The sequence below is a fragment of the Pseudomonas sp. EMN2 genome, from assembly GCF_009650555.1.
Lineage (GTDB): Bacteria > Pseudomonadota > Gammaproteobacteria > Pseudomonadales > Pseudomonadaceae > Aquipseudomonas > Aquipseudomonas sichuanensis.
Map to the genome: position 1 here is coordinate 1 of NZ_VZZR01000088.1, position 23,737 is coordinate 23,737.

Sequence of the window (23,737 nt, forward strand, 5' to 3'; positions counted from 1 at the left end):
CGGTGGGGGTGGGGGCGACTTCGTCGTACATGAAGATCTACGAGGCGTGCCGGGCGGGGGAGACCGAAGAGTGCAAACAGATTCGGTTCACTGAGACAGGTAGCTTTGCTGGAGGGTTGGCCGGAGGAGCAGCTGGCGCTTTGGCCGGGCAGTCGGCAATCAAGTACGTTTGCTACTTCGGCCCGTGGGGGCGAGCAGTCTGCGGAATAGCAACAGTTGGGGCAGGTTCTTTTGCAGGCAGTTCGTTCTTGGGGCAAGCCGCTGAGTATGTTGGAGAGACAATTTACGAGACATTCTATGATTGATCTGAGTGATTGGCCGGCAGGTGTGAAAATAGCATTATTGATTACACCCTTTTTAACTGGGCTCACAGGCATAGGAATCAGTGCGCATATCGCTTCCTCGAGGCACTTTGATTTGATGTGTGAAGCGCTTCAGAGAAGTAAATGTTTGCATGATGAGTTGAGGCGAGGAGGGGGGTTTACATTAAAGCTTCGATTCATGATGGTGGGTGCTATTGCGGGAGTGCTAATCTGGCCAGGGTTATCGATTAGGCGGGGTGATCTGGATTCGGAGGACTATCAAAACTTTCCTGCCTACCTCAAGAGGCGTATAAGAGCTGCTATTGTCTGTGTCTATGTTTCTTTGGCTTGGGCGGCCGTCCTTGAACTATTTGTTGAGCTGAAACGGACATAATAGTTGCGGGGTCAATCATATCGGCTATTAATGGAGGTTGTGGTAATGCGGTCACCGTCGAGGACTTGGCCCTTGCGGTAGATCACGATGCGATAGACCATAGCGATCACCTGCGGCAATGACCTTGAAGCGGTTGCTGGTCATGCGGGCTTTCCTTGTGCGCAGAAAACGCCGAACGCTAGCAGCTCGATGGGGGTTATTTATAATGCTGAATATGATTGATGTCAGTGGGGGCTCTGTTGTTGTAAAGCTGCTGTTGCTGGTGACTCCATTTCTTTTGTTGATTGTCGGGCTCATCGTTAATGCATATATTGCGGGCTCACGCCACTTTTACGTCATGTGTCGCGGCTTTGGGCGCAGCAGTGGCCTGCAGGATGAGCTTGTTCTTTGGGGAGCGACGAGTTTGCGGTCTCGGATGTTGATCGTTAGTGCTATGAGCCTTGCTGCGGTTTGGCCATCACACGGGTTCCGCCGTGGGTGGTTGGACGCTAATGACTGGCAAGATTTCCCTGAGTATTTGAAATGCTGCATGAAAGTGAGTAGCTATTGTTTATTCATAGGGCTGGGAATGCTTTTTCTCTTGGTGTCATTTGTGAGGGTTGTACCTTGAGTAAGTGATAATTCAGGTAAGGCTTTGATGCCTTGCAGTAGTCTGTGGTTTGAGCTTGGGGTAGCACGAGGACCTGCGTCGGGGGATCTCTTGGCCGAGTAGCCAGTCGAGGAAGCAGGCATGTAATAAGTCGCGTTCCTGGCCATGCAGGCTCTGGCCAAGGTGCCAGTCGGAGGTGTGAAACAGACGCATGGGTGACCTGTAGGTTGTCGAGTCGGGCGGCCTGAATGGGCTCTCGAAAGGGCGGGTATGGTAACCCAACTCGCGGCTTTGGATCGGTCTCCCCATGCCTGGCTTGTCCGGTTCTTACCCGAGTGTTTTAATATTTTGAAACAAGGATGTTTTATGAAGCCCTCGCAACCCCCTCCATTGAGCCTTTTCGCCATTGCCGTCCCGGACCTTGTCGTCCGAGGCTCGCGCGTGGGCGACGGAAAAGCGCTTCATCTTCCACGTGAATGGCGACACGGACGCGGCCGCCACGCGGTACTCGGCTGATAGCCCTACTGAAAGTCCTTAAGGAACGATTATGGAAAGTATTCCCCAGATCCAAGCCGACCTGACCCGCTACAAGCCGAAGTGGCAGGAGCGTTTCGCCTTCTTCGCCCAGCACGGTAGCCCGCTGAGCCCGGCGTTCAAGGCGGCGTTCAAGGCCTTGCCGATGGGCAAGCGCCTGCTGATCAACATGAACTTCATTGCGTTCTTCTTCGGCCCGATCTACCTGTTCGTCCTCGGCCTGTGGAAGAAGAACCTGGCGCTGCTGGGGATCTCCCTGGCCGTGGGCCTGGTGCTGGGTTTCTATGAAGGGCTTACCGGGACAGATTTGCCCCGGGCCGTGGACACGGGCGTGAACTGCGGCCTGGCGGCGCTGTGGGCCACAGTGACCAACTATGCCTACTACCTCAAAGAGGTGAAAGGCCAGCAAGGTTGGAACCCGTTCGAGAAGTAATACCGTCGGGTCGCTCGCGTCCCGGTCGCGTCGTCGGCAGCCGATGACGAGGCCGGGGCAGGTCACGCGGCCTACTTCGGATACAGCGGTGGCAGGTTGCCGCTCTCTGCCGACGGTGCCTGCACCTGCTCGGCGGGCGGGATGGTCCCGATTGCCCGCCACAGCTCATCCCCGTGCCAATACTGGCCGCTCTCGCTGTACAACGCCCCGTTCAAACCATCCAGCGCATCCGACAACGGCACGAACCGCGCCGCCATCTCGGCCAGGGTTTCCGGCTGCTGGCGCGCCCAGGCGTCGAGCGCCTGACGCGTGGCCTGCGGGTCGTTGGCCTGGCAGGCGCGCTTGAGGTCGTCGAGCAGTGTGCGCGGGCTCGGGCCGGTCTGCGCGGCGCGCAGTACCGCCGGTTGCGAGCGGGCGCGCCACCACAGGGTGAAACCGAGCAGGGTGGTCAGGGCCAGGATCAGCGTGGCCAGCTGCCAGGGCCACAGCAGGCGGCTGGCGCTGCTGCTGTCGCCGACCGGGGTGTCGGCGCTGAGCGCCGGGTTGTCCTGCACGCTGAGGGTGCGCGCCGGCAGGCTGGTCTGCTGCAGGTGGTCTTCGAGGGTGTTCCACCAGGTAACCTCCAGCGCCGGCAGGGCCAGTTCGCCACTGTGGGTGGGCACCAGCGCCTCGCGCTCTTCGCGGTTGGCGACCATGCCGCGTTCGCTGATCTCGTTGCGCAGCAGCGGCTGGTCCGGGTAGCGGCGCAGGCCGACGGCCTCGGTGGCCGGCAGTGGCGGCAGTTGGGTGCTCGATAGCCCGTCGGCGCGCAGGGTGACATTGCGCGTCAGCGAGTCGCCGATCTGGGTGGGCTGGCTGGCCGGGTCGGGGTACCAGTGCTCTTCCAGGGTCAGGTTGCGGGCCGGCAGCCAGGGGCGGTCTTTCGGGTAGTTGGCGGGGATCGGCTTGACGGTCAGGCGCAACGGCAGCGAGCTGACCTGCACCTGGCGGCCGACCCGGGAGCCGCCGGCCGCCTGGGTGCCGTTGTCGGCGGCGGTGGCGGTGAACTGCAGCGGTGGGATCTGGAGCTCGCCACTTTGCTGCGGGTAGACCGCGTAGCGGGTTTCGATTACCCCATGGCGCACGCCGTTGATGTCTTTTTCATAGGTGCGCGACTCACCCAATGGGTCGACCTTGGCGTTGTCCAGCTGCAGCGGGCTGAGGCTGCTGTCGTCGTACAGCGCCACCGAATGATAGATGCGCAGGGTGAGCACGGCCTGGGCCTGCACATACACCTCGTTGCTGTCCAGGGTGGTTTCGACGAACACCTGGGAGGCTACGTCCGGGCGCTGGCTGTCGGCCTGCTGCACCTGCAGGTCGATGGCCTGGCTGTGGGACTGCCCCAGTTGCAGTTCGGGGATGCGCAGGCTGCCGCTGCGCCGCGGCAGCAGGGTAATGATCCAGCGGGTGCTGGCGCGGGTTTCGCCGTCAAGGCTGTGCAGGCTGTTGAGCTGGCGCGTGCCGCGCACCTCGAAGTCGGCGTCGAGGGCATGCAGGTCGGGCTTGCCGAACTGGGTGACGTCCTGGCTCTCGAGGGTGAGCTCGAGGGTTTCGCCGGCTTCCAGGCGCGTGCGGTCGACGCTGGCCTTGAGGGTGAGCTCGGCCTGGGCCGCCAGGGCCCACAGCAGGGTGAAAATCAAGACGCCGAGGCGACTCATCGTGAGGTTTCCTGATGCAATTGCTGTTCATACCAGAATTTGCGCCGCAACAGCTCCGCCGGGTTGTCGGGGATTTCGCGCAGCCATTGTTCCAGGGCCTGGCGCTGTTCGGCGTCGAGGCTGGTGGAGACCGGCCGCTGTGGCGGCTGGGTGACACTGTCGTCGTCGCCCCCGGCAGTGCCGGGCGGTGCCTGGCTGGTGTTGCCGTTGGCATTTTCGGCGGACTGCTCCGGCTGGGCCTGCTCATCGGCGCCAGGGGTTCCCTGGGGGCTGGATGAGCTGCTGTTGCCTTCGTTGTCGGTGCCGGGTGTGTCCTGGGCATCGGCATTGGCCGGCGGTTCCTCGGCCTTGGCCTCGCGCTGTTGCAGCAGTTGCTGGACCAGTGCCTGGTTATCCAGCGCCGGCTTCAGGTCGGGCTGGCGCTCCAGCGCCTGTTCGTAGGCGTCCAGCGCCGCTTCCAGCTCGCCGGCGCGGGCCAGGGCATTGCCTCGATTGTAGTGGGCGGCGGCGTCGCTGCCTTGGGCAAAGGCGGCGGCGGCACCCGCGAAGTCGCCGGCCTGGTACAGGGCCATGCCGCGCCATTGCGGGTCCTGGAAGTGGCGCGCGGCCGCCGCCGGTTGCTGGCGCTGGAGCAACTGCTGGCCCTGCTGGTCTGGCCTTAGCCACAGGTCGTTGAGCTCGAAGGCCTGGCTCGGTTGCGGCAGGGCCAGCAGCAGCGGCAGGCAGAACAGCCAACCGCGTCGCCCGGCGCAGGCGGCCAGCAGCAGCAGGGGCAGCAACAGCCAATAACCCTGGTCGGCCCAGCTGTCCAGTTGCACGGTCTGGCCGTCGTTGCGCAGCAGGCGCGGGTTGTCGAACAGGCCCAGGCCGCGCAGGTCGAGGTCATCGATACGGGCGTGGCGGTAACGCCCGCCGGTGCCATTGATGAAGCTCTTGAGCGCGGCGCTGTCCAAGCGCGGCAGCAGGATGCCGCCCTGGTCGTCCTTGAGGTACTCGCCGTTGGCCTGACGCACGGGCGCGCCTTCGCTGCTACCGATGCCCAGCATCAGCAGGCTTGGGCCCTGGCGGCCCAGGGCCTTGGTGATGCCGTCGCGCTCCTGTTCGCTCAGGGCCGAGCCGATCAGCAGCAGGCGGCCCTGGCCAAGGCCGCTCTGGGCCAGCAGCGAGAGGCCTTTCTGCACGGCCAGGTCGGCGCGCTGGCCGGGCTGCGGCATGATCGACGGGTCGATCGATTCGAGCAGGTTGCGCGTGGTGCCCAGGTCGTCGGACAGCGGCACCAGGGTGTGTGCGGAGCCGGCGTAGACCACCAGCGCGGTCTGGCTGTCACGGCGGTGCTCGAGCAGGTCGAGGATCTTGCGCCGGGCCTGCTCCAGGCGGTTGGGCGCGGTGTCTTCGGCGAGCATCTGCGGGGTGAGTTCGAGCATGATCACCAGCGGATCGGCGGGCCGCTGGCGGGTTTCTTCAAGGCGCTGCCAGCTTGGCCCGAGCAGGGCCAGCACCACCAATAGCCAGGCCAGGCCCAGGGCGACCCAGGGCAGTTTGCTGGTGCTGCCGCTGCCGCCGCCGAGCAGCACGGCGTGGAACTGCTGGGGCAGGATCAGTTGCCAGCGCCCGGCGCGCTTGCGCCGGTGCCAGAGCTTGAACAGCAGCCAGCCGAGCAGGGGCACTACCAGCAGCCAGAGTGGGCGCAGCCATTGCGGCCAGAGTTCGATCATCGCCGCCTCCTCAGGCGCAGGCGCTTGAGGCGCTGGCGCCATTCGGGGTGCGGCTGCAGGAAGCGCGGTTTGCGCAGCATGCGTTGCAGCAGGTTGTCCGGCCACTGCACGGCCACCACCAGCAGTACGCTGAGCAGCAGGGCCAGGGCCAGCGGCCAGGCGTACAGCTCACTGGCGGTGCGGGCCTGGGTGGGTTGCTGGGCCACCGGTTCCAGCTGGTCGAGGGTGTCGCCGATGGCGTTGAGCTCGGCGCCGTCATGGGCGCGGAAGTAGCTGCCGTGGGTGATGTCGGCAATCTCCTTGAGCGAGGCTTCGTCCAGGTCCAGGCTCGGGTTCAGCCCGAGCAGGCCGGGGGTGCCGCTGGCCTCGGGGTTGGCGCCGATGCCGATGGTATAGATGCGCACGCCTTCCTGGGCTGCCAGGCGGGCGGCGGTCAGCGGGTGGATCTGCCCGCCGTTGTTGGCGCCGTCGGTGATCAGCACCAGCACTCGGCTCTGTGCCGGGCGCTGGCGCAGGCGCTTGACCGCCAGGCCGATGGCGTCGCCGACGGCGGTGTTCTTGCCGGCGATGCCGATCTGCGCTTCGTCGAGGAAGGTGCGCACGGTACGCCGGTCGAAGGTCAGCGGGGCCTGCAGGTAGGCCTGGCTGCCGAACAGGATCAGCCCGACCCGGTCGCCCTGGCGGTCCTGGAGGAAGTCGCCCATCAAGGCCTTGACCAGGTCGAGCCGGCTGATCTCATCGCCCTGCCACTGCATGTCTGGGAAGTCCATGGAGCCGGACACGTCCACCGCCACTAACAGGTCGCGGCCGCTGGCCGACACCGGTACCGGGTCGCCCAACCATTGTGGGCGGGCGGCAGCCAGCAGCAACAGCAGCCAAATCACGATGAACGGCGCCTGCTGGCGCCAGGTCGGCAGGTTCAGGCGTGCGCGGCGCCCGGCCAGGCCTTCGAGCTCGTCGAGGAAGCCGACCTTGAGCACCGGCTCGCCACTGTCGGCGGCGGGCAGCACCAGGCGCGCCAGCCAGGGCAGCGGGAACAGCGCCAGGAGCCACGGCCAGGCCAGTTCAAACATGCTTGCGGATCCAGGTTTCGACCGCCTGGGCGAGCCCGGCGATGGCTTTGTCGTCGAGCTTGCACTCGGGCTTGTAGGCGCCTTCGACCAGCACCATCCAGCGCGTCAGGCCGGCGGCCGGGCAGCGGTTGTCGAGGAAGGCCAGCCATTGCCGGCCATTGAGGGTATGGCTGTTGGCGCCGGGGTAGTGGTTGCGGCACAGGCGCTTGAGCAGGGCGTTGATCTGCTGCAGCCAGGCACCGGCCGGCACGCCGTCGTAGGGGCGCGGCAGGCGCGCCAGTTCCGCCAGCGCTTCGACGCGCACCGGGTCCAGCGGCAGTTCGGCGCGCACCACCTTGCGCTTGCCCGGGCGCCAGCGGCGCAGGCGCCAGGCGCCCCAGGCCAGCAACGGCAGCAGGGCCAGCAGCAGCCACCAGCCCGGCGCCGGTGGCCACAGGCCGATCGGCGCCGGGGCGATCAGTGGCTGCAGTTGATCCAGCGGGTTCATTGGCGGCTCCCGGAGCGCTGGGCATTCAGGTATTCGCGCAGTTGCTCGATCATTTCGCTCTGGGTGCTCAGTGGCATCAGCACCACCCGCAGTTTTTGCGCCAGCAACTCCCAGCGCTCGATGCGTGCTTCGGCCTGCTGGCGGTAAGCCTGGCGCAGGCTGGCGTCGAGGGTGTCGAGTTCCAGTTGCGCACTGCGCTGGGCGAAGCGCAACAGGCCGGCGGCAGGCAGGGCGTGGTCCAGCGGATCGCTGACCGGCAACAGCAGTACGTCGCAATGGCGCGAGAGCATCGCCAGGTGTTGTTCGACGCTGGCGCTGAGGGCGCGTTCGTCGCAGATGACGATGGCCAGGCTGCCCGGGCGCAGCACCTCGCGCGCCCGGCGCAGGGCCAGGCCCAGGCTGTCGGCCTGGGGCAGGGCCTCGGTGTGCAGGGCCTGGTTGACCTTCGCCAGGCGGTTGAGCAACTGCAGCAGGCTTTGTTTGCTGCGTCGTGGCTTGATCTCCAGATGTTCGTTGTCACCGAACACCAGCCCGCCGATACGGTCGTTATGGCCCAGTGCGGCCCAGCCGAACAGGGCCGCGGCCTGGGCCGCCAGCACCGACTTGAACATCAGCCCCGAGCCGAAGAACAGGCGCTGGCTCTGTTCGACCATGATGAAGATCGGTCGCTCGCGCTCTTCATGGAACAGCTTGGTGTGCGGCTCCTGGGTGCGCGCGGTGACGCGCCAGTCGATATTGCGCACATCGTCGCCGGCCTGGTAGACCCGCACCTGGTCGAAGTCCACTCCGCGCCCGCGCAGCTTGGAGTGGTGCAGGCCCACCAGCGGGCTGCGTTGCCCGGGCCGCGAGAACAGCTGGATCTCGCGCACGCGGTGGCGCATGTCGATCAGCTCGGCGAGGCCGATGCGGATGCCGGAGTCGGCCAGCGAACGGGTGGGCATGGGATCAGGCGACGGCGACGACGTCGAGGATGCGCTGCACCACGCGGTCCTGGTCGACCCCCGCGGCCTCGGCCTCGAACGACAGGATGATGCGGTGGCGCAGCACGTCGAACAGCACTGCCTGGATGTCCTCGGGGCTGACGAAGTCGCGCCCGGCCAGCCAGGCGTGGGCGCGTGCGCAGCGGTCCAGGGCGATCGAGCCGCGGGGGCTGGCGCCATAGGCGATCCAGTCGGCCAGCTCGCTGTCGAACTTGGCCGGGGTGCGCGTGGCCATAACCAGTTGCACCAGGTATTCCTCCACGGCGTCGGCCATGTACAGGCCGAGGATTTCCTTGCGTGCGGCGAAGATGGCCTGCTGGCTGACCCGACGCTCGGGTTTCACCTCGCCGCCCAGTGCCTCGCCGCGGGCCTGCTGAAGGATGCGCCGCTCGACCGCGGCATCGGGGAAGCCGATCTTCACGTGCATCAGGAAACGGTCGAGCTGGGCTTCGGGCAGCGGGTAGGTGCCTTCCTGCTCGATCGGGTTCTGTGTGGCCATCACCAGGAACAGCGGCGACAGCTCGTAGGTGCTGCGTCCGACGCTGACCTGGCGCTCGGCCATGGCTTCGAGCAATGCCGATTGGACCTTGGCCGGGGCGCGGTTGATTTCGTCGGCCAGCACCAGGTTGTGGAAGATCGGCCCCTGCTGGAACACGAAGCTGCCGGTTTCCGGGCGGTAGATTTCGGTGCCGGTGATGTCGGCGGGGAGCAGGTCGGGGGTGAACTGGATGCGATGGAACTCGGCTTCGATGCCCTCGGCGAGCTCTTTGATGGCCTTGGTCTTGGCCAGGCCCGGAGCCCCTTCCACCAGCATGTGGCCGTCGGCCAGCAGCACGATCAGCAGGCGCTCGACCAGTTTTTCCTGGCCGAGGATCTGGGAAGAGAGAAAGGTGCGCAGCGCGTTCAGCGCCTCACGGTGTTCCATCGTCGACGGTTCCTGGGGGTGGGCCTGGGTGCGCTGGGGCGCGGTTGCCGGGCGGGGGGATACTTTAATCTATCCGGGGGTGGGGGGACTAATGGGTGGGGGTAAAAATCTTGAAAAGATGGGGGTAAGGGTGGGGCAGGGTTTGCGTCGGGGCTGGCAGGTGTTCGCCTTGGGTTTTGGGCTGGGGCACAAATCGAGCGCCGCGCGGGCGGCGCTCGATTTCACAGGCACAACACCTCTCAAGGCGAACACATCTTCACCCTTCCCGCAAAGTTGGAAAGCTTCTTGCAAAGCCAGCGCCAGGCGCCACCCAGGCGTCAAAGTTTTGCTTCAAGAGGACTCGCGGTGGATCGCACTCAGTTAATCAGCAACGCACGCAACAACCTGGCCGGTCTCGGTCGGGGCAACCTCGGCGTGCCGCTGTTACTGCTGGTGATGTTGGCAATGATGATGTTGCCGATACCGCCGTTCCTGCTCGACGTGTTCTTCACCTTCAACATCGCCCTGTCGATCGTGGTCCTGCTGGTGTGCGTCTATGCCCTGCGCCCGCTCGACTTCGCCGCCTTCCCGACCATCCTGCTGGTGGCCACGCTGCTGCGCCTGGCGCTGAACGTCGCGTCCACCCGGGTGGTCATGCTGCATGGCCAGGAAGGGCATGGCGCCGCGGGCAAGGTGATCCAGGCCTTCGGTGAAGTGGTGATCGGCGGCAACTACGTCGTCGGTGCGGTGGTGTTCGCCATCCTCATGATCATCAACTTCGTGGTGGTGACCAAGGGTGCCGGGCGTATCTCCGAGGTGAGCGCGCGTTTCACCCTCGACGCCATGCCAGGCAAACAGATGGCCATCGACGCCGACCTCAATGCCGGCCTGATCGATCAGGCCCAGGCCAAGGCGCGCCGTAGCGAAGTGGCCCAGGAGGCCGAGTTCTACGGTTCGATGGACGGTGCCAGCAAGTTCGTCCGTGGCGATGCCATCGCCGGCCTGCTGATCCTGTTCATCAACCTCATTGGTGGCATGCTGATCGGCATGCTGCAGCACGGCATGACCTTCAGTGATGCCGGCAAGGTCTACGCGCTGCTGACAATCGGTGACGGTTTGGTGGCGCAATTGCCATCACTGCTGCTGTCCACCGCTGCTGCGATCATGGTGACCCGTGCTTCGGGCTCCGAGGACATGGGCAAGCTGATCAATCGGCAGATGTTCGACTCGCCCAAGGCCCTGGCGGTTTCCGGCGCGCTGATGATCGTCATGGGTCTGGTGCCAGGAATGCCGCACATGGCCTTCCTCAGCCTGGGCGGGGTGGCCGCTGGCGCCGCTTACCTGGTGTGGAAGAAGCAGCAGAAGGCCAAGGCCCAGGCCCTGGAAGAGATTCAGCGCCAGCAGGACCTGCTGCCATCGCCGCAGCGTGCCATGGACACCAAGGAGCTGGGCTGGGATGACGTGACCCCAATCGACATGATCGGTCTGGAGGTGGGTTACCGCCTGATTCCGCTGGTCGATCGCAACCAGGGCGGCCAGTTGCTGGCGCGGATCAAGGGCGTGCGCAAGAAGCTGTCCCAGGATCTGGGCTTCCTCATGCCCACCGTGCACATTCGCGACAACCTCGACCTGCAGCCAAGCGCCTATCGCCTGACGCTGATGGGGGTGATCCTGGCGGAGGCCGAGATCTACCCGGATCGTGAGCTGGCGATCAACCCCGGCCAGGTGTTCGGCACGCTCAACGGCATCGCTTCGCGCGACCCGGCGTTCGGCCTGGAGGCGGTGTGGATCGATGTGGGCCAGCGCGCCCAGGCGCAGTCGCTGGGCTACACGGTGGTGGATGCCAGTACCGTGGTCGCCACCCACCTCAACCAGATCCTGCAGAAGCACTGCCACGAGCTGATCGGCCATGAAGAGGTCCAGCAATTGCTGCAGGTGCTGGCCAAGGCGTCGCCGAAATTGGCCGAGGAGCTGGTGCCGGGTGTCATTTCCTTGTCGGGCTTGCTCAAGGTTCTGCAGGCGTTGCTCTCCGAGCAGGTGCCGGTGCGCGACATCCGCAGCATTGCCGAAGCCATCGCGAACAACGCGGTGAAGAGTCAAGATACCGCCGCGCTGGTGGCAGTGGTGCGGGTTGGTTTGTCCCGCGCTATCGTTCAAAGCATTGTCGGCGTTGAGTCCGAGCTGCCTGTGATCACCCTGGAGCCAAGGTTGGAACAGATCTTGCTCAATAGTTTGCAAAGGGCCGGGCAAGGTCAGGAAGACGGTGTTCTTCTTGAGCCGAGCATGGCCGAAAAGCTTCAGCGCTCGTTGATCGAGGCGGCCCAGCGTCAGGAAATGCAGGGCCAGCCGGCCATCCTCCTGGTTGCCGGCCCGATCCGCGCCATGCTGTCGCGCTTCGGTCGCCTGGCTGTACCGAATTTGCATGTTTTGGCGTATCAGGAAATACCTGACAACAAGCAAGTCACCATTGTTGCCACCGTGGGCCCCAACGGCTGAGGTAGTGGGTTATGCAAGTTAAGCGTTTTTTCGCCGCCGATATGCGTCAGGCCATGAAGCTGGTTCGTGATGAGCTTGGCTCCGATGCCGCCATCATCGGCAACCGGCGCATCGCTGGCGGTGTCGAGTTGACGGCCGCGCTGGACTACAAGCTGTCCGCCCTGGCCCCACGCGTGCCGAATGCCGAGCTCGAGGACGAGTTGCGCAAGACCCAGTCGCGCATCGTCACCGCCCAGGCTGAAATCAGCGGGCGCAGCGAAATCGGCGAGGGTAACCGGCAGTTGTTCGCCGGCCAGTCGCTGACCGCATCCGAACCGCTGGTCGAACCGCATGTCGACGCGCCGGCGGCACCTGCCGCACCGGCTGTCGCGCCGGTCGATCCGCGCCTGTTCGACGCCATGCGCTCGGAGCTCACCGGCCTGCGCGAGCTGCTCGAAGTGCAGCTTGGTTCGCTGGCCTGGAGCCAGTTGCAAGGCAACAAGCCACAGCAGGCCAACCTCTGGCGCCGCCTGCAGCGCCTGGGCTTGTCGGGCGGGCTGGCCCGCGAGTTGCTGGAGCTGACCGCCGAAATCGAAGAGCCGCGCCACGCCTGGCGCATGGTCCTGGCGCACCTGGCGCGGATGATCGACGTGCCCGAGGTCGAGCCGATCGAGGAGGGTGGGGTGATCGCCATGGTCGGCCCGGCCGGCATGGGCAAGACCACTACCTTGGCGAAACTGGCCGCACGCTATGTGCTCAAGTACGGCGCGAGCAATATCGCCCTGGTGAGCATGGACAGCTTCCGCATCGGCGCCCAGGAACAGCTGAAAACCCTGGGGCGCATCCTCAATGTGCCGGTCACCTACGTCGACCCGGGTGAGTCCCTGGCCCAGGCGCTCGAGCCGCTGCTGCGCAAGCGCGTGGTGCTGATCGATACCGCGGGCCTTCAGGCCAGCGACCCGGCGCTGCGCATGCAGCTGGAGACGCTGGCCGGGCGCGGCATCGCCTCGAAGAACTATCTGGTACTGGCCACCACCAGCCAGAAACAGGTGCTCACCGCCGCTTACCACAGCTACAAGCGCTGTGGCCTGGCCGGTTGCATCCTGACCAAGCTCGATGAAACCGCCTGCCTCGGTGAAGTGCTGAGCCTGGCCATCGGCCACGAGTTGCCGATTGCCTACCTGACCGACGGGCCACGTATTCCGGATGACCTGCAATTGCCGCGCAAACACCAGCTGGTGAGCCGCGCGGTGAGCGTACAGATGCAGGACGAGCCCAGCGAAGAGGCCATGGCCGACATGTTCGCTGATCTCTACCACAACCCCGGCAAGCGGGCGGGGTAAAGGTGAACACTGTGCAAAGTACCTACATCATGGGGTTGCCCGGCCTGGCCGCGGCGCTGAGCATCAAGCCCCTCATGTGGCCTGGGTCCAAGCAAGACAAGGTAACCAACAGACATGGGTAGCATGCATCCCGTACAGGTGATCGCCGTCACTGGTGGCAAAGGTGGCGTCGGCAAGACCAACGTTTCAGTGAACCTGTCCCTGGCGCTGGCCGAGCTCGGCCGCCGGGTCATGCTGCTCGACGCCGACCTGGGCCTGGCCAATGTTGACGTACTGCTGGGCCTGACGCCCAAGCGCACCCTGGCCGACGTCATCGAAGGCCGTTGCGAGCTGCGTGATGTGCTGCTGCAGGGGCCGGGCGGGGTACGCATCGTGCCGGCTGCCTCGGGCACCCAGAGCATGGTGCACCTGGCGCCGGCCCAGCACGCCGGCCTGATCCAGGCGTTCAGTGAAATCGGCGACAACCTCGATGTGCTGGTGATCGACACCGCCGCCGGTATCGGTGAGTCGGTGGTCAGCTTCGTGCGGGCCGCGCAAGAGGTGTTGCTGGTGGTCTGTGACGAGCCCACCTCGATCACCGATGCCTACGCCCTGATCAAGCTGCTCAACCGCGACTACGGCATGAACCGCTTCCGCGTGCTGGCCAACATGGCGCAGAGCCCGCAGGAAGGGCGCAACCTGTTCGCCAAGTTGACCAAGGTCACGGATCGCTTCCTCGACGTCGCCCTACAATACGTCGGCGCCGTGCCTTACGACGAATGTGTGCGCAAGGCGGTGCAGAAGCAGCGGGCGGTCTATGAGGCCTTCCCTCGGTCCAAGTGTGCGCTGGCCTTCAAGGCCATCGCGCAGAAGGTCGACAGCTGGCCGCTGCCAGCCAACCCGCGCGGGCACCTGGAGTTTTTCGTCGAGCGTCTGGTGCAGCCCACCAGCGCGGGGCCAGTGCTATGAGTGCGAGCGGCTTCAAGATGTACAGCAAGGCGTCGAAGGACGCCCAGTACGAGCTGGTAGAGCGCTACGCGCCGCTGGTCAAGCGCATCGCCTACCACCTGCTGGCGCGCCTGCCGGCCAACGTGCAGGTCGAGGACCTGATCCAGGCCGGCATGATCGGCCTGCTGGAAGTCGCCAACAAGTACGACGCCAGCAAGGGCGCGAGCTTCGAGACCTATGCTGGCATCCGCATCCGCGGCGCCATGCTCGACGAGGTGCGCAAGGGGGATTGGGCACCCCGTTCGGTACACCGCAATACGCGCATGGTCAGTGACGCAATGCGCTCGGTTGAAGCAAGAACCGGTCGCGACGCTAAAGATCACGAGGTTGCTGCCGAACTCCAATTGAGTCTCGATGATTACTACGGGATTCTGAACGATACCTTGGGCAGCCGCCTGTTCAGTTTTGACGACCTGTTGCAGGACGGTGAACACGAAGGCTTGCACGAGGACGGGGCCAGCGGCCAGCTGGAGCCATCGCGTGATCTGGAAGACGAGCGCTTCCAGCGCGCCCTGGCCGAGGCGATCGCCAACCTGCCGGAGCGTGAGCGCCTGGTGCTCGCGCTGTACTACGACGAAGAGCTGAACCTCAAGGAAATCGGTGAGGTGCTGGGGGTCAGCGAGTCGCGTGTCAGCCAGTTGCATAGCCAGTGCGCGGCGCGTTTGCGCGGCCGCCTGGGGGAATGGCGGGCACGTTGAGCCCGGGTTCGATGCAGTCGTTTTTTGCTCTACCGAATTGATTGACTGCGCGCTCGGCGCCGAGCGCGTTTAAGACTGCTTGGAGGTCTACTTGAACAAAGACATGAAAATCCTCATCGTTGACGACTTTTCGACGATGCGGCGGATCATCAAGAACCTGTTGCGTGATCTGGGGTTCACCAATACCTCGGAAGCTGACGACGGCAACACCGCGTTGCCGATGCTGGAAAGCGGCCACTTCGATTTTCTGGTGACCGACTGGAACATGCCGGGCATGTCCGGTATCGAACTGCTGCGCAAAGTCCGCGCCGACGAGCGTCTGAAGCACCTGCCGGTGCTGATGGTGACCGCCGAAGCCAAGCGTGAGCAGATCATCGAAGCGGCCCAGGCCGGGGTAAACGGCTATGTGGTCAAGCCTTTCACCGCCCAGGTGCTCAAAGAAAAGATCGAGAAGATCTTCGAACGCGTCAACGGCTGAGTCACCTCAGGGGGCGCCATGGAGTCAACCAACAACTCGCTGGGTGAGTTCGAATCAACCCTGAAAAAACATGCCCAGGAACTGGTCGAGAGCCTCGAGCGCGGCCGGTTCGGCGATGCGGTGCAGCTGATTCATCAGCTGAACCAGACCCGCGACCGTGGCTTGTATCAGGAAGTCGGCAAACTCACCCGTGAACTGCACAGTGCGATCGTCAGTTTCCAGATCGACCCGGCGATGCCGCAGGCCGAGGAGGTCTCGCAGATCACCGATGCCACCGAGCGCCTTTCCTACGTGGTGCGCCTCACCGAAGGCGCGGCCAACCGCACCATGGACCTGGTGGAGGAGAGCACGCCGGTGCTCAACAGCCTGGCCAGCGAAGCCCAGGACCTGTCCGCCGACTGGCAGCGCTTCATGCGCCGCGAAGTGGCGGCGCCGGAATTCCGTGAGCTGGTCAAGCGTGTCGACAGTTTCCTGACGCACAGTGCCGAAGGTAACCGCAAGGTCGCCGGGCATCTCAACGATATCTTGCTGGCTCAGGACTATCAGGACCTGACCGGCCAGGTGATCAAGCGGGTTACCGCGCTGGTCACCGAAGTAGAAAGCAATCTGCTCAAGCTCGTGCTGATGGCCAGCCAGGTCGACCGCTTCGCCGGTATCGAACATGACCACCAGCAGCTGCGCGCTGAAAAAGATGAAGAAAAACATCCGACTCGGGGTGAAGGTCCGCAGATTCATGCCGATAAGCGTGAAGACGTCGTGTCCGGTCAGGACGATGTCGATGATCTGCTGTCCAGCCTGGGTTTTTAAGGAGCACGTTTAATGAGCTTCGGCGCCGATGAAGAAATCCTCCAGGATTTCCTGGTAGAGGCCGGCGAAATCCTCGAGTTGTTGTCCGAGCAACTGGTCGAGCTGGAAAGCCGGCCCGATGACGCGGACCTGCTCAATGCGATTTTCCGCGGTTTCCACACTGTAAAAGGGGGCGCCGGCTTCCTTCAGCTCAACGAACTGGTGGAGTGCTGCCACATCGCCGAAAACGTGTTCGACATCCTGCGCAAAGGTGAGCGCCGGGTCGACGCGGAACTGATGGATGTGGTGCTCGAAGCGCTCGACACGGTCAACAGCATGTTCGGCCAGGTGCGTGAGCGCACCGATGTCACCCCGGCCACCCCGGAGCTGCTGGCGGCGCTGTCGCGCCTGGCCGAACCGGGCGCCGCCCAGGCGCCAGCCGCCGTGGTCGAGGCCGAGCCAGTGGTCGAGGCCAGCGCCGAGCCGGACATCACCGATACCGAGTTCGAGCAACTGCTCAACTCGCTCGATGCGGTCAAGGCCGAGGCCGAGCTGGATGAGCAGATGCAAGGCGAGGCGCCGGTCACCGGCGGTGACGAGATCACCGACGCCGAGTTCGAGAACCTGCTCGACCAGTTGCACGGCAAAGGCCAGTTTTCGAGCGAAGTGGCGGCCAGCGAGCCGGCAACTGCCGCGCCCGCTGCAGCCAGCGACGAGATTACCGACGACGAGTTCGAGTCGTTGCTTGACCAGTTGCACGGCAAGGGCACCTTCGCCGTCGATGCGCTGCCGGGCGCTGCCGCGCCGGCTGCAAGTGCCGCGCCTGCTGCTGCGGGCGATGACATCAGCGAGCATGAATTCGAAGCGCTGCTGGACCAGTTGCATGGCAAGGGCAAGTTCTCCGGCGATGCGGTAGTTGCCGAGGCACCCGCTGCCGCTGTGGCGGCCGCGCCAAAGGCAGAAGCAAAGCCTGTGGCCAAGCCGGCACCTGCTCCTGCGCCAGCTGCCGCACCGGCCCCGGCTGCTGCCGCCAAACCGGCTGCAGCGGCTCCCGCCCGTGCCCCGGCACCGGCCGCCGAGAAGCACGGCGCCAGCGAAGCGGAAACCACGGTGCGGGTCGACACTGCGCGCCTGGACGAGATCATGAACATGGTCGGCGAACTGGTGCTGGTGCGTAACCGCCTGGTGCGCCTGGGCCTGAACAGCGGCGACGAGGCCATGTCCAAGGCCGTGTCCAACCTCGACGTGGTCACCGCCGACCTGCAGACCGCGGTCATGAAGACCCGCATGCAGCCGATCAAGAAGGTCTTCGGTCGCTTCCCGCGCCTGGTCCGTGACCTGGCGCGTCAGCTCAAGAAAGAGATCAACCTGGAACTGGTCGGTGAAGAGACCGACCTCGACAAGAACCTCGTCGAGGCCCTGGCCGACCCGCTGGTGCACTTGGTGCGCAACGCCGTCGACCATGGTGTCGAGATGCCCGACGAGCGCGAAGCTTCGGGCAAGGCCCGTACCGGTCGCGTGGTGCTGTCGGCGGAACAGGAAGGCGACCACATCCTGCTGTCGATCTCCGACGACGGCAAGGGCATGGACCCGAGCGTGCTGCGGGCCAAGGCCGTCGAGAAGGGCCTGATGGACAAGGACGCCGCCGACCGCCTGAGCGAGTCGGACTGCTACAACCTGATCTTCGCCCCGGGCTTCTCGACCAAGACCGAGATCTCCGACGTGTCCGGCCGCGGTGTCGGCATGGACGTGGTGAAGACCAAGATTTCCCAGCTCAACGGCTCGATCAACATCTTCTCGGCCAAGGGCCAGGGCTCGAAGATCGTCATCAAGGTGCCGCTGACCCTGGCGATCATGCCGACCTTGATGGTGATGCTGGCCAACCAGGCGTTCGCCTTCCCGCTGGTCAACGTCAACGAGATCTTCCACCTCGACCTGTCGCGCACCAACGTGGTCGACGGCCAGGAAGTGGTGATCGTCCGCGACAAGGCGCTGCCGCTGTTCTACCTCAAGCGCTGGCTGGTCCAGGACCAGGCGCACGAGGAGCAGCACGAAGGCCACGTGGTGATTCTGTCGGTGGGTACCCAGCGCATCGGCTTCGTGGTCGACCAGTTGGTGGGGCAGGAAGAAGTGGTGATCAAGCCGCTGGGCAAGATGCTGCAGGGCACCCCGGGCATGTCCGGCGCCACCATCACCGGTGACGGTCGTATCGCGTTGATCCTCGACGTTCCGAGCATGCTCAAGCGTTACGCCGCCCGGCGTATTTGATTTCGGTGGCGCGCCCTGGCGGGTGCGCCACCTAATGGAGTGTTTATGGCAGTCAAGGTCCTGGTGGTGGATGATTCCGGTTTCTTCCGCCGCCGTGTCTCGGAAATTCTCTCGGCCGACCCGACGATCCAGGTCGTGGGCACCGCGACCAATGGCAAGGAAGCTATCGACCAGGCGCTGTCGCTCAAGCCCGATGTCATCACCATGGACTATGAAATGCCCATGATGGACGGCATCACTGCGGTGCGGCACATCATGCAGCGCTGCCCGACGCCGGTGTTGATGTTCTCGTCGCTGACCCATGAAGGCGCCCGCGTTACGCTGGATGCGCTGGATGCTGGTGCGGTGGATTACCTCCCCAAGAATTTCGAAGACATCTCGCGCAACCCCGAGAAGGTCAAGCAGATGCTGTGCGAGAAGGTCCATACCATCTCGCGCAGCAACCGCCGTTTCAGCGGTTACGCAAGCCCGGCGCCGGCCGCAGCGCCGGCACCGGCCAGCAGCCACACGCCTGCCAGCAGTTTTGCCGGCACCGCGCCTGCGCGCCCGGTGGCACCGGCGCGCGCTGCCGCGCCAGCGCCGGCTCATTCGCCAGCGCCCAAGCGCAAGCCTTACAAGCTGGTGGCCATCGGCACCTCCACCGGTGGCCCGGTCGCGCTGCAGCGTGTGCTCACCCAGTTGCCAGCCAACTTCCCGGCGCCGATCGTGCTGATCCAGCACATGCCGGCGGCCTTTACCAAGGCCTTCGCCGAGCGCCTGGACAAGCTGTGCAAGATCAGCGTCAAGGAAGCCGAGGACGGCGACGTGCTGCGCCCGGGCCTGGCCCTGTTGGCGCCTGGCGGCAAGCAGATGATGGTCGACGGCCGTGGCACGGTGAAAATCCTGCCGGGCGACGAGCGCCTTAACTACAAGCCGTGTGTCGACATCACCTTTGGCTCCGCCGCCAAGTCCTATGGCGACAAGGTGCTGTCGGTGGTGCTCACCGGCATGGGCGCCGATGGCCGCGAAGGTGCGCGCCTGCTCAAGCAGGGCGGCAGCACCGTGTGGGCGCAGGATGAAGCCAGCTGCGTGATCTATGGCATGCCCATGGCGATCGTCAAGGCCAACCTCGCCGACGCGGTGTACAGCCTGGACGAGATCGGCAAGCATCTGGTCGAGGCGTGCGTCTGATGGATGTCTTGAGCCTGATCGGCCTGATCCTCGCTTTCGTCGCCATCGTCGGCGGTAACTTCCTCGAGGGTGGGCATGTCGGTGCGCTGCTCAACGGCCCGGCGGCGCTGATCGTGCTGGGCGGCACCCTGGCGGCGGCGCTGCTGCAGTCGCCGCTGTCGTCGTTCAAACGGGCGCTGCAGATCGTGCGCTGGATCTTCTTCCCGCCACGGGTGGACCTGGCCGGCGGTATCGACCGTGTCGTCAACTGGAGCCTGACCGCCCGCAAGGAAGGCCTGCTGGGCCTGGAAGGCGTGGCGGATGCCGAGCCCGACCCCTATGCGCGCAAGGGCTTGCAACTGCTGGTCGACGGTGCCGAACCGGAAGCCATTCGCAGCGTCCTCGAGGTGGATTTCCTGACCCAGGAGGCCCGCGATATCCAGGCGGCCAAGGTGTTCGAGAGCATGGGCGGCTATGCGCCGACCATCGGTATCATCGGTGCGGTGATGGGCTTGATCCACGTGATGGGCAACCTCGCCGACCCTTCGCAGCTGGGTAACGGTATTGCCGTGGCGTTCGTCGCCACCATTTATGGTGTCGCCAGTGCCAACCTGATCCTGCTGCCGATCGCCAACAAGCTCAAGGCCGTCACCCTGCGCCAGTCGCGTTACCGCGAGATGCTGCTCGAGGGCCTGCTGTCGATCGCCGAAGGCGAGAACCCGCGTTCGATCGAGCTCAAGCTGCAAGGCTTCATGGAGTAACCCATGGCCCGTCGTCGTCATACCGAGGAACATGAAAACCACGAGCGCTGGCTGGTGTCGTACGCCGACTTCATCACCTTGCTATTCGCCTTTTTCGTGGTCATGTACTCGATTTCCTCGATCAACGAGGGCAAGTACAAGCAGATCTCGCAGGCGCTGATCGGGGTGTTCAACGACCCTGAGCGCAGCATGAAGCCGATCCCCATCGGCGATGAGCGCCCGCTCACGGTCAAACCCGCCGAGCCGCTGGTCAAGGACAGCGAACAGACCGACGCCGGCCTGGCCCAGGCCAGTGTCGATCCGCTCAAGAGCATTGCCGACGATGTGCGCGATGCGTTCGGCGACCTGATCAAGTCCGACCAGATGACCGTGCGCGGCAACGAGCTGTGGATCGAGATCGAGCTCAACTCCTCGCTGCTGTTCGGCAGCGGTGACGCCATGCCCAGCGATGTTGCCTTCTCGATCGTCGAAAAAGTGGCGAAGATCCTCAAGCCATTCGCCAACCCGGTGCACGTCGAAGGCTTTACCGACAACCTGCCGATCCGCACGGCGCAGTACCCGACCAACTGGGAGCTGTCTTCGGCGCGCGCGGCGAGCATCGTCCGCCTGCTGGCGATGGAAGGCGTCAATCCGGCGCGCATGGCCTCGGTGGGCTATGGCGAGTACCAGCCGGTGGCCGGCAACGACACTGCCGAAGGGCGCGCGCGCAACCGCCGGGTGGTGCTGGTGATTTCACGCAACCTCGAGGTGCGTCGCAGCCTGACCGGCAGCGGCAGTGCCAACGCCACGCCGGATGCGGCCTTGCGCCGGGCTGGCACACAAAGTGCACCAGTCACGCCTGCAACGCTGACGGGGCAATGATTCGTCAATTCCCCGACGCTGATGGCCATACAGGTGAGTGGTCTTGCGCGGCCTCTGTAGGAGCGGGCTTGTCCCGCGAAACAGGCTGCGCGGTAGTGGCACCGGCTTTGCCGGTGTTCGCGGGTCAAGCCCGCTCCTACAGAGTCTCGCGCCAAATCAACGAGATAGAATTTGTCCTATGAGAGTCTGGGCAGTAGCCAATCAAAAGGGTGGCGTTGGCAAGACCACCACCACCATCGCCCTGGCCGGCCTGCTGGCCGAGGCGGGCAAGCGCGTGGTCGTTGTCGACCTCGACCCGCACGGCTCGATGACCAGCTATTTCGGGCACAACCCCGACGCGCTCGAGCACAGCTGCTACGACCTGTTCCTGCATAAAGGCACGGTGCCCGAAGGGCTGCCGGGCCAGTTGCTGCTGCCTACCAGCGACGAGCGTATCTCGCTGCTGCCGTCGAGCACCGCGCTGGCGGTGCTGGAGCGCCAGTCGCCGGGGCAGAGTGGCCTGGGCCTGGTGATCGCCAAGAGTCTGGCGCAACTGTGGCAGGACTTCGACTTCGCCCTGATCGACAGCCCGCCCTTGCTCGGCGTGCTGATGGTCAATGCCCTGGCCGCCTGCCAGCAGCTGGTGATCCCGGTGCAGACCGAGTTCCTCGCGGTCAAGGGCCTGGAACGCATGGTCGGGACCCTGGCCATGGTCAACCGTTCGCGTAAACAGGCACTGCCCTACCAGATCGTCCCGACCCTGTTCGACCGCCGCACCCAGGCATCGCTGGGCACCTTGAAAGTGCTGCGCGACACCTATGGCGAGCAGGTCTGGCAGGGCTATATCCCGGTTGACACGCGCCTGCGCGATGCCAGCCGCAATGGTGTCACGCCCTCGCAGTTCGACGGCAAGAGCCGTGGCGTCATTGCCTACCGGGCGCTGCTCAAGCACCTGCTCACTTACCGCTCCGCGCTGCAGGTGGCCTGATGAACCAAGCCCGGCATATCGCCAGCAAACCGCAAATGGCCCTGCAGTCGTACCTGGATGGCCTGCTGCAGGAAGCCACCGAGTCGTTCGAGCTGCCGGAGCCTGCGCCAGCCGCGCAGCCGGCCAGCCAGGCGCCCAGTGACGAATTCGAAGCGGCTGTTCGCGAAGAACAGGCCGCTGACGCCCGCCGCCGGGCCGAGCCGGCAGCCGCAGCAGCGCGGCCTTTTGCCGAACCGCAGGTCAAGGTGCTGCCGACCGTCCTGCCGCCGGCCCAGCCCGTGGTCAGTGTGGTCGAGGAACAGGTGCTGGCTGAAGCCAGTATCCCGCTGCTGACCGAGGTCCAGGCCGCCGAGCCGGTCGCACCCCTGGTCGAGGTGCACCTGCCGGCACCCGCCGCGCCTGTGCCACCGGCCACGGCCGATGGCCGCCCGGCCTGGGCGGCCGAGCCGTTCGAATGCCTGCTGTTCGACGTCGCCGGCCTTACCCTGGCGGTGCCGTTGGTATGCCTGGGCTCGATCTACTCGCTGGCCGGACAGGAGCTGACGCCGCTGTTCGGCCAGCCGGACTGGTTCCTCGGCATCCTCAGCTGCCAGGCGGGCAACCTGAAAGTCCTCGATACCGCGCGTTGGGTCATGCCCGACCGCTACCGCGAGGACTTCCGCCAGGGCCTGCAATACGTGATTTCGGTGCAGGGCTACGAATGGGGGCTGGCGGTACACCAGGTCAGCCGTTCATTGCGCCTGGACCCGAACGAGATCAAGTGGCGCAGCCAGCGCGGCCAGCGTCCGTGGCTGGCCGGCACGGTGATCGAACACATGTGCGCGTTGCTCGACGTCGCCGAGCTGGCCGAGCTGATCGCCAGTGGCGCGGTCAAGCAGATGAACACCAAACACAACTGAATCAACGCCGCTACTGCCGCGGCTATACAGAGCACACCGCCGAGGGCGGATTAAGAGGGCTAGGGGAATGAAGAAGTCGTCTGCACAAGGTTCCGAAGATCCGATCCTGCAGTGGGTTACTTTCCGTCTGGACAATGAGTCCTACGGCATCAACGTCATGCAGGTTCAGGAAGTGCTGCGCTACACCGAGATCGCTCCGGTGCCGGGCGCACCCAGCTACGTGCTGGGCATCATCAACCTGCGCGGCAACGTGGTGACGGTGATCGACACCCGCCAGCGCTTTGGCCTGATGCCTTCGGACATCACCGACAATACCCGCATCGTCATCATCGAGGCGGACAAGCAGGTGGTCGGCATCCTCGTCGACAGCGTCGCTGAAGTGGTGTACCTGCGTCAGTCGGAAATCGAGACCGCGCCGAACGTCGGCAACGAAGAGTCGGCCAAGTTCATCCAGGGCGTCTGCAACAAGAACGGCGAGCTGCTGATCCTGGTCGAGCTGGACAAGATGATGACCGAGGAAGAGTGGTCCGAGCTGGAGAGCATCTGAGTTGATTTTCGAGGCTGCTGTCATCCTCCTGGCGCTGCTGTGGGCGCTGAGCCTGTGGTTCTTCCTCAATTACAGCAAGCGCCAGCGTGAGCTGGCCGCCCAGCAGGCCCAGGGCGATGCGCTGCGTGACCAGCGCATCAAGGACCTGGCCAAGCGCCTGGACGACTACCAGAACGGCACCGTGCGCATGGGCGAGGCCATTCACGAACTGCGCGCGGTGGTGGCGCCGTTGCCCGAGAAGCTCCAGCAACTGGAGCAACGCGACCCCAACAGCGTGACCTTCACCCAGGCGGCCAAGCTGGTGGGGATGGGGGCGAGCGTCGAGGAGCTGACGCAGACCTGCGGCCTGACCCAGGCTGAAGCACAACTGATGAGCATGCTGCACCGCGGCGAGTGATCGCTGGGGCCGC

21 protein-coding genes and 2 pseudogenes are annotated in these 23,737 nt (G+C 64.7%); 16 read left to right on the forward strand and 7 right to left on the reverse strand.

Annotated elements, in window-relative coordinates; translation table 11 throughout:
- Nucleotides 1-305 (forward strand): annotated as a pseudogene (locus tag F6X61_RS27135) (PAAR domain-containing protein); the annotation flags it as partial.
- Between the two features lie 1,091 nt (nt 306-1,396).
- On the opposite strand, the pseudogene F6X61_RS27340 reads toward F6X61_RS27135, so the two are convergent.
- Nucleotides 1,397-1,498 (reverse strand): annotated as a pseudogene (locus F6X61_RS27340) (hypothetical protein); the annotation flags it as partial.
- A 334-nt stretch (nt 1,499-1,832) separates the two neighbouring features.
- Here F6X61_RS27340 and F6X61_RS22240 point away from each other — a divergent pair.
- Nucleotides 1,833-2,252, forward strand: coding sequence for a DUF2628 domain-containing protein (locus F6X61_RS22240; protein ID WP_153788568.1), 420 nt, complete (start codon nt 1,833-1,835; stop codon nt 2,250-2,252).
- Nucleotides 2,253-2,323: 71 nt separating this feature from the next.
- Here the strand turns inward: F6X61_RS22240 and F6X61_RS22245 are convergent, their stop codons facing one another.
- From F6X61_RS22245 to F6X61_RS22270, 6 genes are read right to left on the reverse strand one after another with little or no spacing between them, the layout of a single operon-like run.
- Nucleotides 2,324-3,949 (reverse strand): BatD family protein, encoded by a 1,626-nt coding sequence (locus F6X61_RS22245; RefSeq protein WP_153788569.1) that lies wholly within the window; start codon nt 3,947-3,949, stop codon nt 2,324-2,326.
- Complete coding sequence (locus F6X61_RS22250) at nt 3,946-5,664, reverse strand: VWA domain-containing protein (protein ID WP_153788570.1); 1,719 nt, start codon at nt 5,662-5,664, stop codon at nt 3,946-3,948. The genes F6X61_RS22245 and F6X61_RS22250 overlap by 4 nt, the downstream gene beginning before the upstream one ends.
- Complete coding sequence (locus F6X61_RS22255) at nt 5,661-6,737, reverse strand: VWA domain-containing protein (RefSeq protein WP_153788571.1); 1,077 nt, start codon at nt 6,735-6,737, stop codon at nt 5,661-5,663. The genes F6X61_RS22250 and F6X61_RS22255 overlap by 4 nt, the downstream gene beginning before the upstream one ends.
- Nucleotides 6,730-7,224 (reverse strand): DUF4381 domain-containing protein, encoded by a 495-nt coding sequence (locus F6X61_RS22260; protein WP_125463290.1) that lies wholly within the window; start codon nt 7,222-7,224, stop codon nt 6,730-6,732. Before F6X61_RS22260 ends, F6X61_RS22255 begins: the two co-directional genes overlap by 8 nt.
- A complete protein-coding gene (locus tag F6X61_RS22265) occupies nt 7,221-8,165 on the reverse strand; it encodes a DUF58 domain-containing protein (RefSeq protein ID WP_153788572.1) in 945 nt (314 codons plus the stop codon). Before F6X61_RS22265 ends, F6X61_RS22260 begins: the two co-directional genes overlap by 4 nt.
- A gap of 4 nt (nt 8,166-8,169) precedes the next feature.
- The gene (locus F6X61_RS22270) at nt 8,170-9,129 is read right to left on the reverse strand and encodes a MoxR family ATPase (RefSeq protein WP_110995264.1); all 960 of its coding nucleotides are present in this window, start codon (nt 9,127-9,129) and stop codon (nt 8,170-8,172) included.
- A gap of 345 nt (nt 9,130-9,474) precedes the next feature.
- Between F6X61_RS22270 and flhA the strand changes: the two genes are divergently transcribed.
- The 14 genes from flhA to F6X61_RS22340 all read left to right on the forward strand — a co-directional run bounded on the left by flhA (nt 9,475) and on the right by F6X61_RS22340 (nt 23,724).
- Complete coding sequence (gene flhA, locus F6X61_RS22275; protein ID WP_153788573.1) at nt 9,475-11,604, forward strand: flagellar biosynthesis protein FlhA; 2,130 nt, start codon at nt 9,475-9,477, stop codon at nt 11,602-11,604.
- A gap of 11 nt (nt 11,605-11,615) precedes the next feature.
- Entirely contained in the window at nt 11,616-12,926 is a 1,311-nt protein-coding gene (gene flhF / locus F6X61_RS22280; RefSeq protein ID WP_153788574.1) for a flagellar biosynthesis protein FlhF, read from the forward strand.
- A 114-nt stretch (nt 12,927-13,040) separates the two neighbouring features.
- Nucleotides 13,041-13,874, forward strand: a complete 834-nt coding sequence (fleN, locus tag F6X61_RS22285; RefSeq protein WP_008093270.1) for a flagellar synthesis regulator FleN — start codon at nt 13,041-13,043, stop codon at nt 13,872-13,874.
- Complete coding sequence (fliA, locus tag F6X61_RS22290; RefSeq protein WP_110995267.1) at nt 13,871-14,611, forward strand: RNA polymerase sigma factor FliA; 741 nt, start codon at nt 13,871-13,873, stop codon at nt 14,609-14,611. Before fleN ends, fliA begins: the two co-directional genes overlap by 4 nt.
- A 103-nt stretch (nt 14,612-14,714) precedes the next feature.
- Entirely contained in the window at nt 14,715-15,089 is a 375-nt protein-coding gene (locus tag F6X61_RS22295; RefSeq protein ID WP_178125875.1) for a chemotaxis response regulator CheY, read from the forward strand.
- An 18-nt stretch (nt 15,090-15,107) separates the two neighbouring features.
- Nucleotides 15,108-15,896 (forward strand): protein phosphatase CheZ, encoded by a 789-nt coding sequence (locus F6X61_RS22300; protein ID WP_110995269.1) that lies wholly within the window; start codon nt 15,108-15,110, stop codon nt 15,894-15,896.
- A gap of 12 nt (nt 15,897-15,908) precedes the next feature.
- On the forward strand, nt 15,909-18,143 hold the full coding sequence (locus F6X61_RS22305) for a chemotaxis protein CheA (RefSeq protein WP_153788575.1): 2,235 nt from the start codon (nt 15,909-15,911) through the stop codon (nt 18,141-18,143).
- Between the two features lie 45 nt (nt 18,144-18,188).
- Complete coding sequence (locus F6X61_RS22310) at nt 18,189-19,313, forward strand: chemotaxis response regulator protein-glutamate methylesterase (RefSeq protein WP_153788576.1); 1,125 nt, start codon at nt 18,189-18,191, stop codon at nt 19,311-19,313.
- On the forward strand, nt 19,313-20,053 hold the full coding sequence (locus tag F6X61_RS22315; RefSeq protein WP_153788577.1) for a flagellar motor protein: 741 nt from the start codon (nt 19,313-19,315) through the stop codon (nt 20,051-20,053). Before F6X61_RS22310 ends, F6X61_RS22315 begins: the two co-directional genes overlap by 1 nt.
- Before the next feature lie 3 nt (nt 20,054-20,056).
- A complete protein-coding gene (gene motD / locus F6X61_RS22320) occupies nt 20,057-20,914 on the forward strand; it encodes a flagellar motor protein MotD (protein ID WP_153788578.1) in 858 nt (285 codons plus the stop codon).
- Nucleotides 20,915-21,092: 178 nt separating this feature from the next.
- Nucleotides 21,093-21,881, forward strand: a complete 789-nt coding sequence (locus F6X61_RS22325; RefSeq protein WP_110995274.1) for a ParA family protein — start codon at nt 21,093-21,095, stop codon at nt 21,879-21,881.
- Nucleotides 21,881-22,780 (forward strand): CheW domain-containing protein, encoded by a 900-nt coding sequence (locus F6X61_RS22330; protein WP_153788579.1) that lies wholly within the window; start codon nt 21,881-21,883, stop codon nt 22,778-22,780. The genes F6X61_RS22325 and F6X61_RS22330 overlap by 1 nt, the downstream gene beginning before the upstream one ends.
- Nucleotides 22,781-22,847: 67 nt before the next feature.
- Complete coding sequence (locus F6X61_RS22335) at nt 22,848-23,327, forward strand: chemotaxis protein CheW (RefSeq protein WP_110995276.1); 480 nt, start codon at nt 22,848-22,850, stop codon at nt 23,325-23,327.
- A gap of 1 nt (nt 23,328) precedes the next feature.
- Nucleotides 23,329-23,724 (forward strand): DUF2802 domain-containing protein, encoded by a 396-nt coding sequence (locus F6X61_RS22340; RefSeq protein WP_153788580.1) that lies wholly within the window; start codon nt 23,329-23,331, stop codon nt 23,722-23,724.
- Nucleotides 23,725-23,737 lie beyond the last annotated feature (13 nt).

Coding starts and splice junctions, on each gene's coding strand:
- F6X61_RS22240 (WP_153788568.1), top strand. CDS start 1,833: ATGGAAAGTATTCCCCAGATCCAAGCCGACCTGACCCGCTACAAGCCG.
- F6X61_RS22245 (WP_153788569.1), bottom strand. CDS start 3,949: ATGAGTCGCCTCGGCGTCTTGATTTTCACCCTGCTGTGGGCCCTGGCG.
- F6X61_RS22265 (WP_153788572.1), bottom strand. CDS start 8,165: ATGCCCACCCGTTCGCTGGCCGACTCCGGCATCCGCATCGGCCTCGCC.
- F6X61_RS22270 (WP_110995264.1), bottom strand. CDS start 9,129: ATGGAACACCGTGAGGCGCTGAACGCGCTGCGCACCTTTCTCTCTTCC.
- F6X61_RS22295 (WP_178125875.1), top strand. CDS start 14,715: ATGAAAATCCTCATCGTTGACGACTTTTCGACGATGCGGCGGATCATC.
- F6X61_RS22310 (WP_153788576.1), top strand. CDS start 18,189: ATGGCAGTCAAGGTCCTGGTGGTGGATGATTCCGGTTTCTTCCGCCGC.
- motD (WP_153788578.1), top strand. CDS start 20,057: ATGGCCCGTCGTCGTCATACCGAGGAACATGAAAACCACGAGCGCTGG.
- F6X61_RS22250 (WP_153788570.1), bottom strand. CDS start 5,664: ATGATCGAACTCTGGCCGCAATGGCTGCGCCCACTCTGGCTGCTGGTA.
- flhF (WP_153788574.1), top strand. CDS start 11,616: ATGCAAGTTAAGCGTTTTTTCGCCGCCGATATGCGTCAGGCCATGAAG.
- fliA (WP_110995267.1), top strand. CDS start 13,871: ATGAGTGCGAGCGGCTTCAAGATGTACAGCAAGGCGTCGAAGGACGCC.
- F6X61_RS22315 (WP_153788577.1), top strand. CDS start 19,313: ATGGATGTCTTGAGCCTGATCGGCCTGATCCTCGCTTTCGTCGCCATC.
- F6X61_RS22260 (WP_125463290.1), bottom strand. CDS start 7,224: ATGAACCCGCTGGATCAACTGCAGCCACTGATCGCCCCGGCGCCGATC.
- F6X61_RS22305 (WP_153788575.1), top strand. CDS start 15,909: ATGAGCTTCGGCGCCGATGAAGAAATCCTCCAGGATTTCCTGGTAGAG.
- F6X61_RS22330 (WP_153788579.1), top strand. CDS start 21,881: ATGAACCAAGCCCGGCATATCGCCAGCAAACCGCAAATGGCCCTGCAG.
- F6X61_RS22255 (WP_153788571.1), bottom strand. CDS start 6,737: ATGTTTGAACTGGCCTGGCCGTGGCTCCTGGCGCTGTTCCCGCTGCCC.
- F6X61_RS22300 (WP_110995269.1), top strand. CDS start 15,108: ATGGAGTCAACCAACAACTCGCTGGGTGAGTTCGAATCAACCCTGAAA.
- F6X61_RS22335 (WP_110995276.1), top strand. CDS start 22,848: ATGAAGAAGTCGTCTGCACAAGGTTCCGAAGATCCGATCCTGCAGTGG.
- fleN (WP_008093270.1), top strand. CDS start 13,041: ATGGGTAGCATGCATCCCGTACAGGTGATCGCCGTCACTGGTGGCAAA.
- F6X61_RS22325 (WP_110995274.1), top strand. CDS start 21,093: ATGAGAGTCTGGGCAGTAGCCAATCAAAAGGGTGGCGTTGGCAAGACC.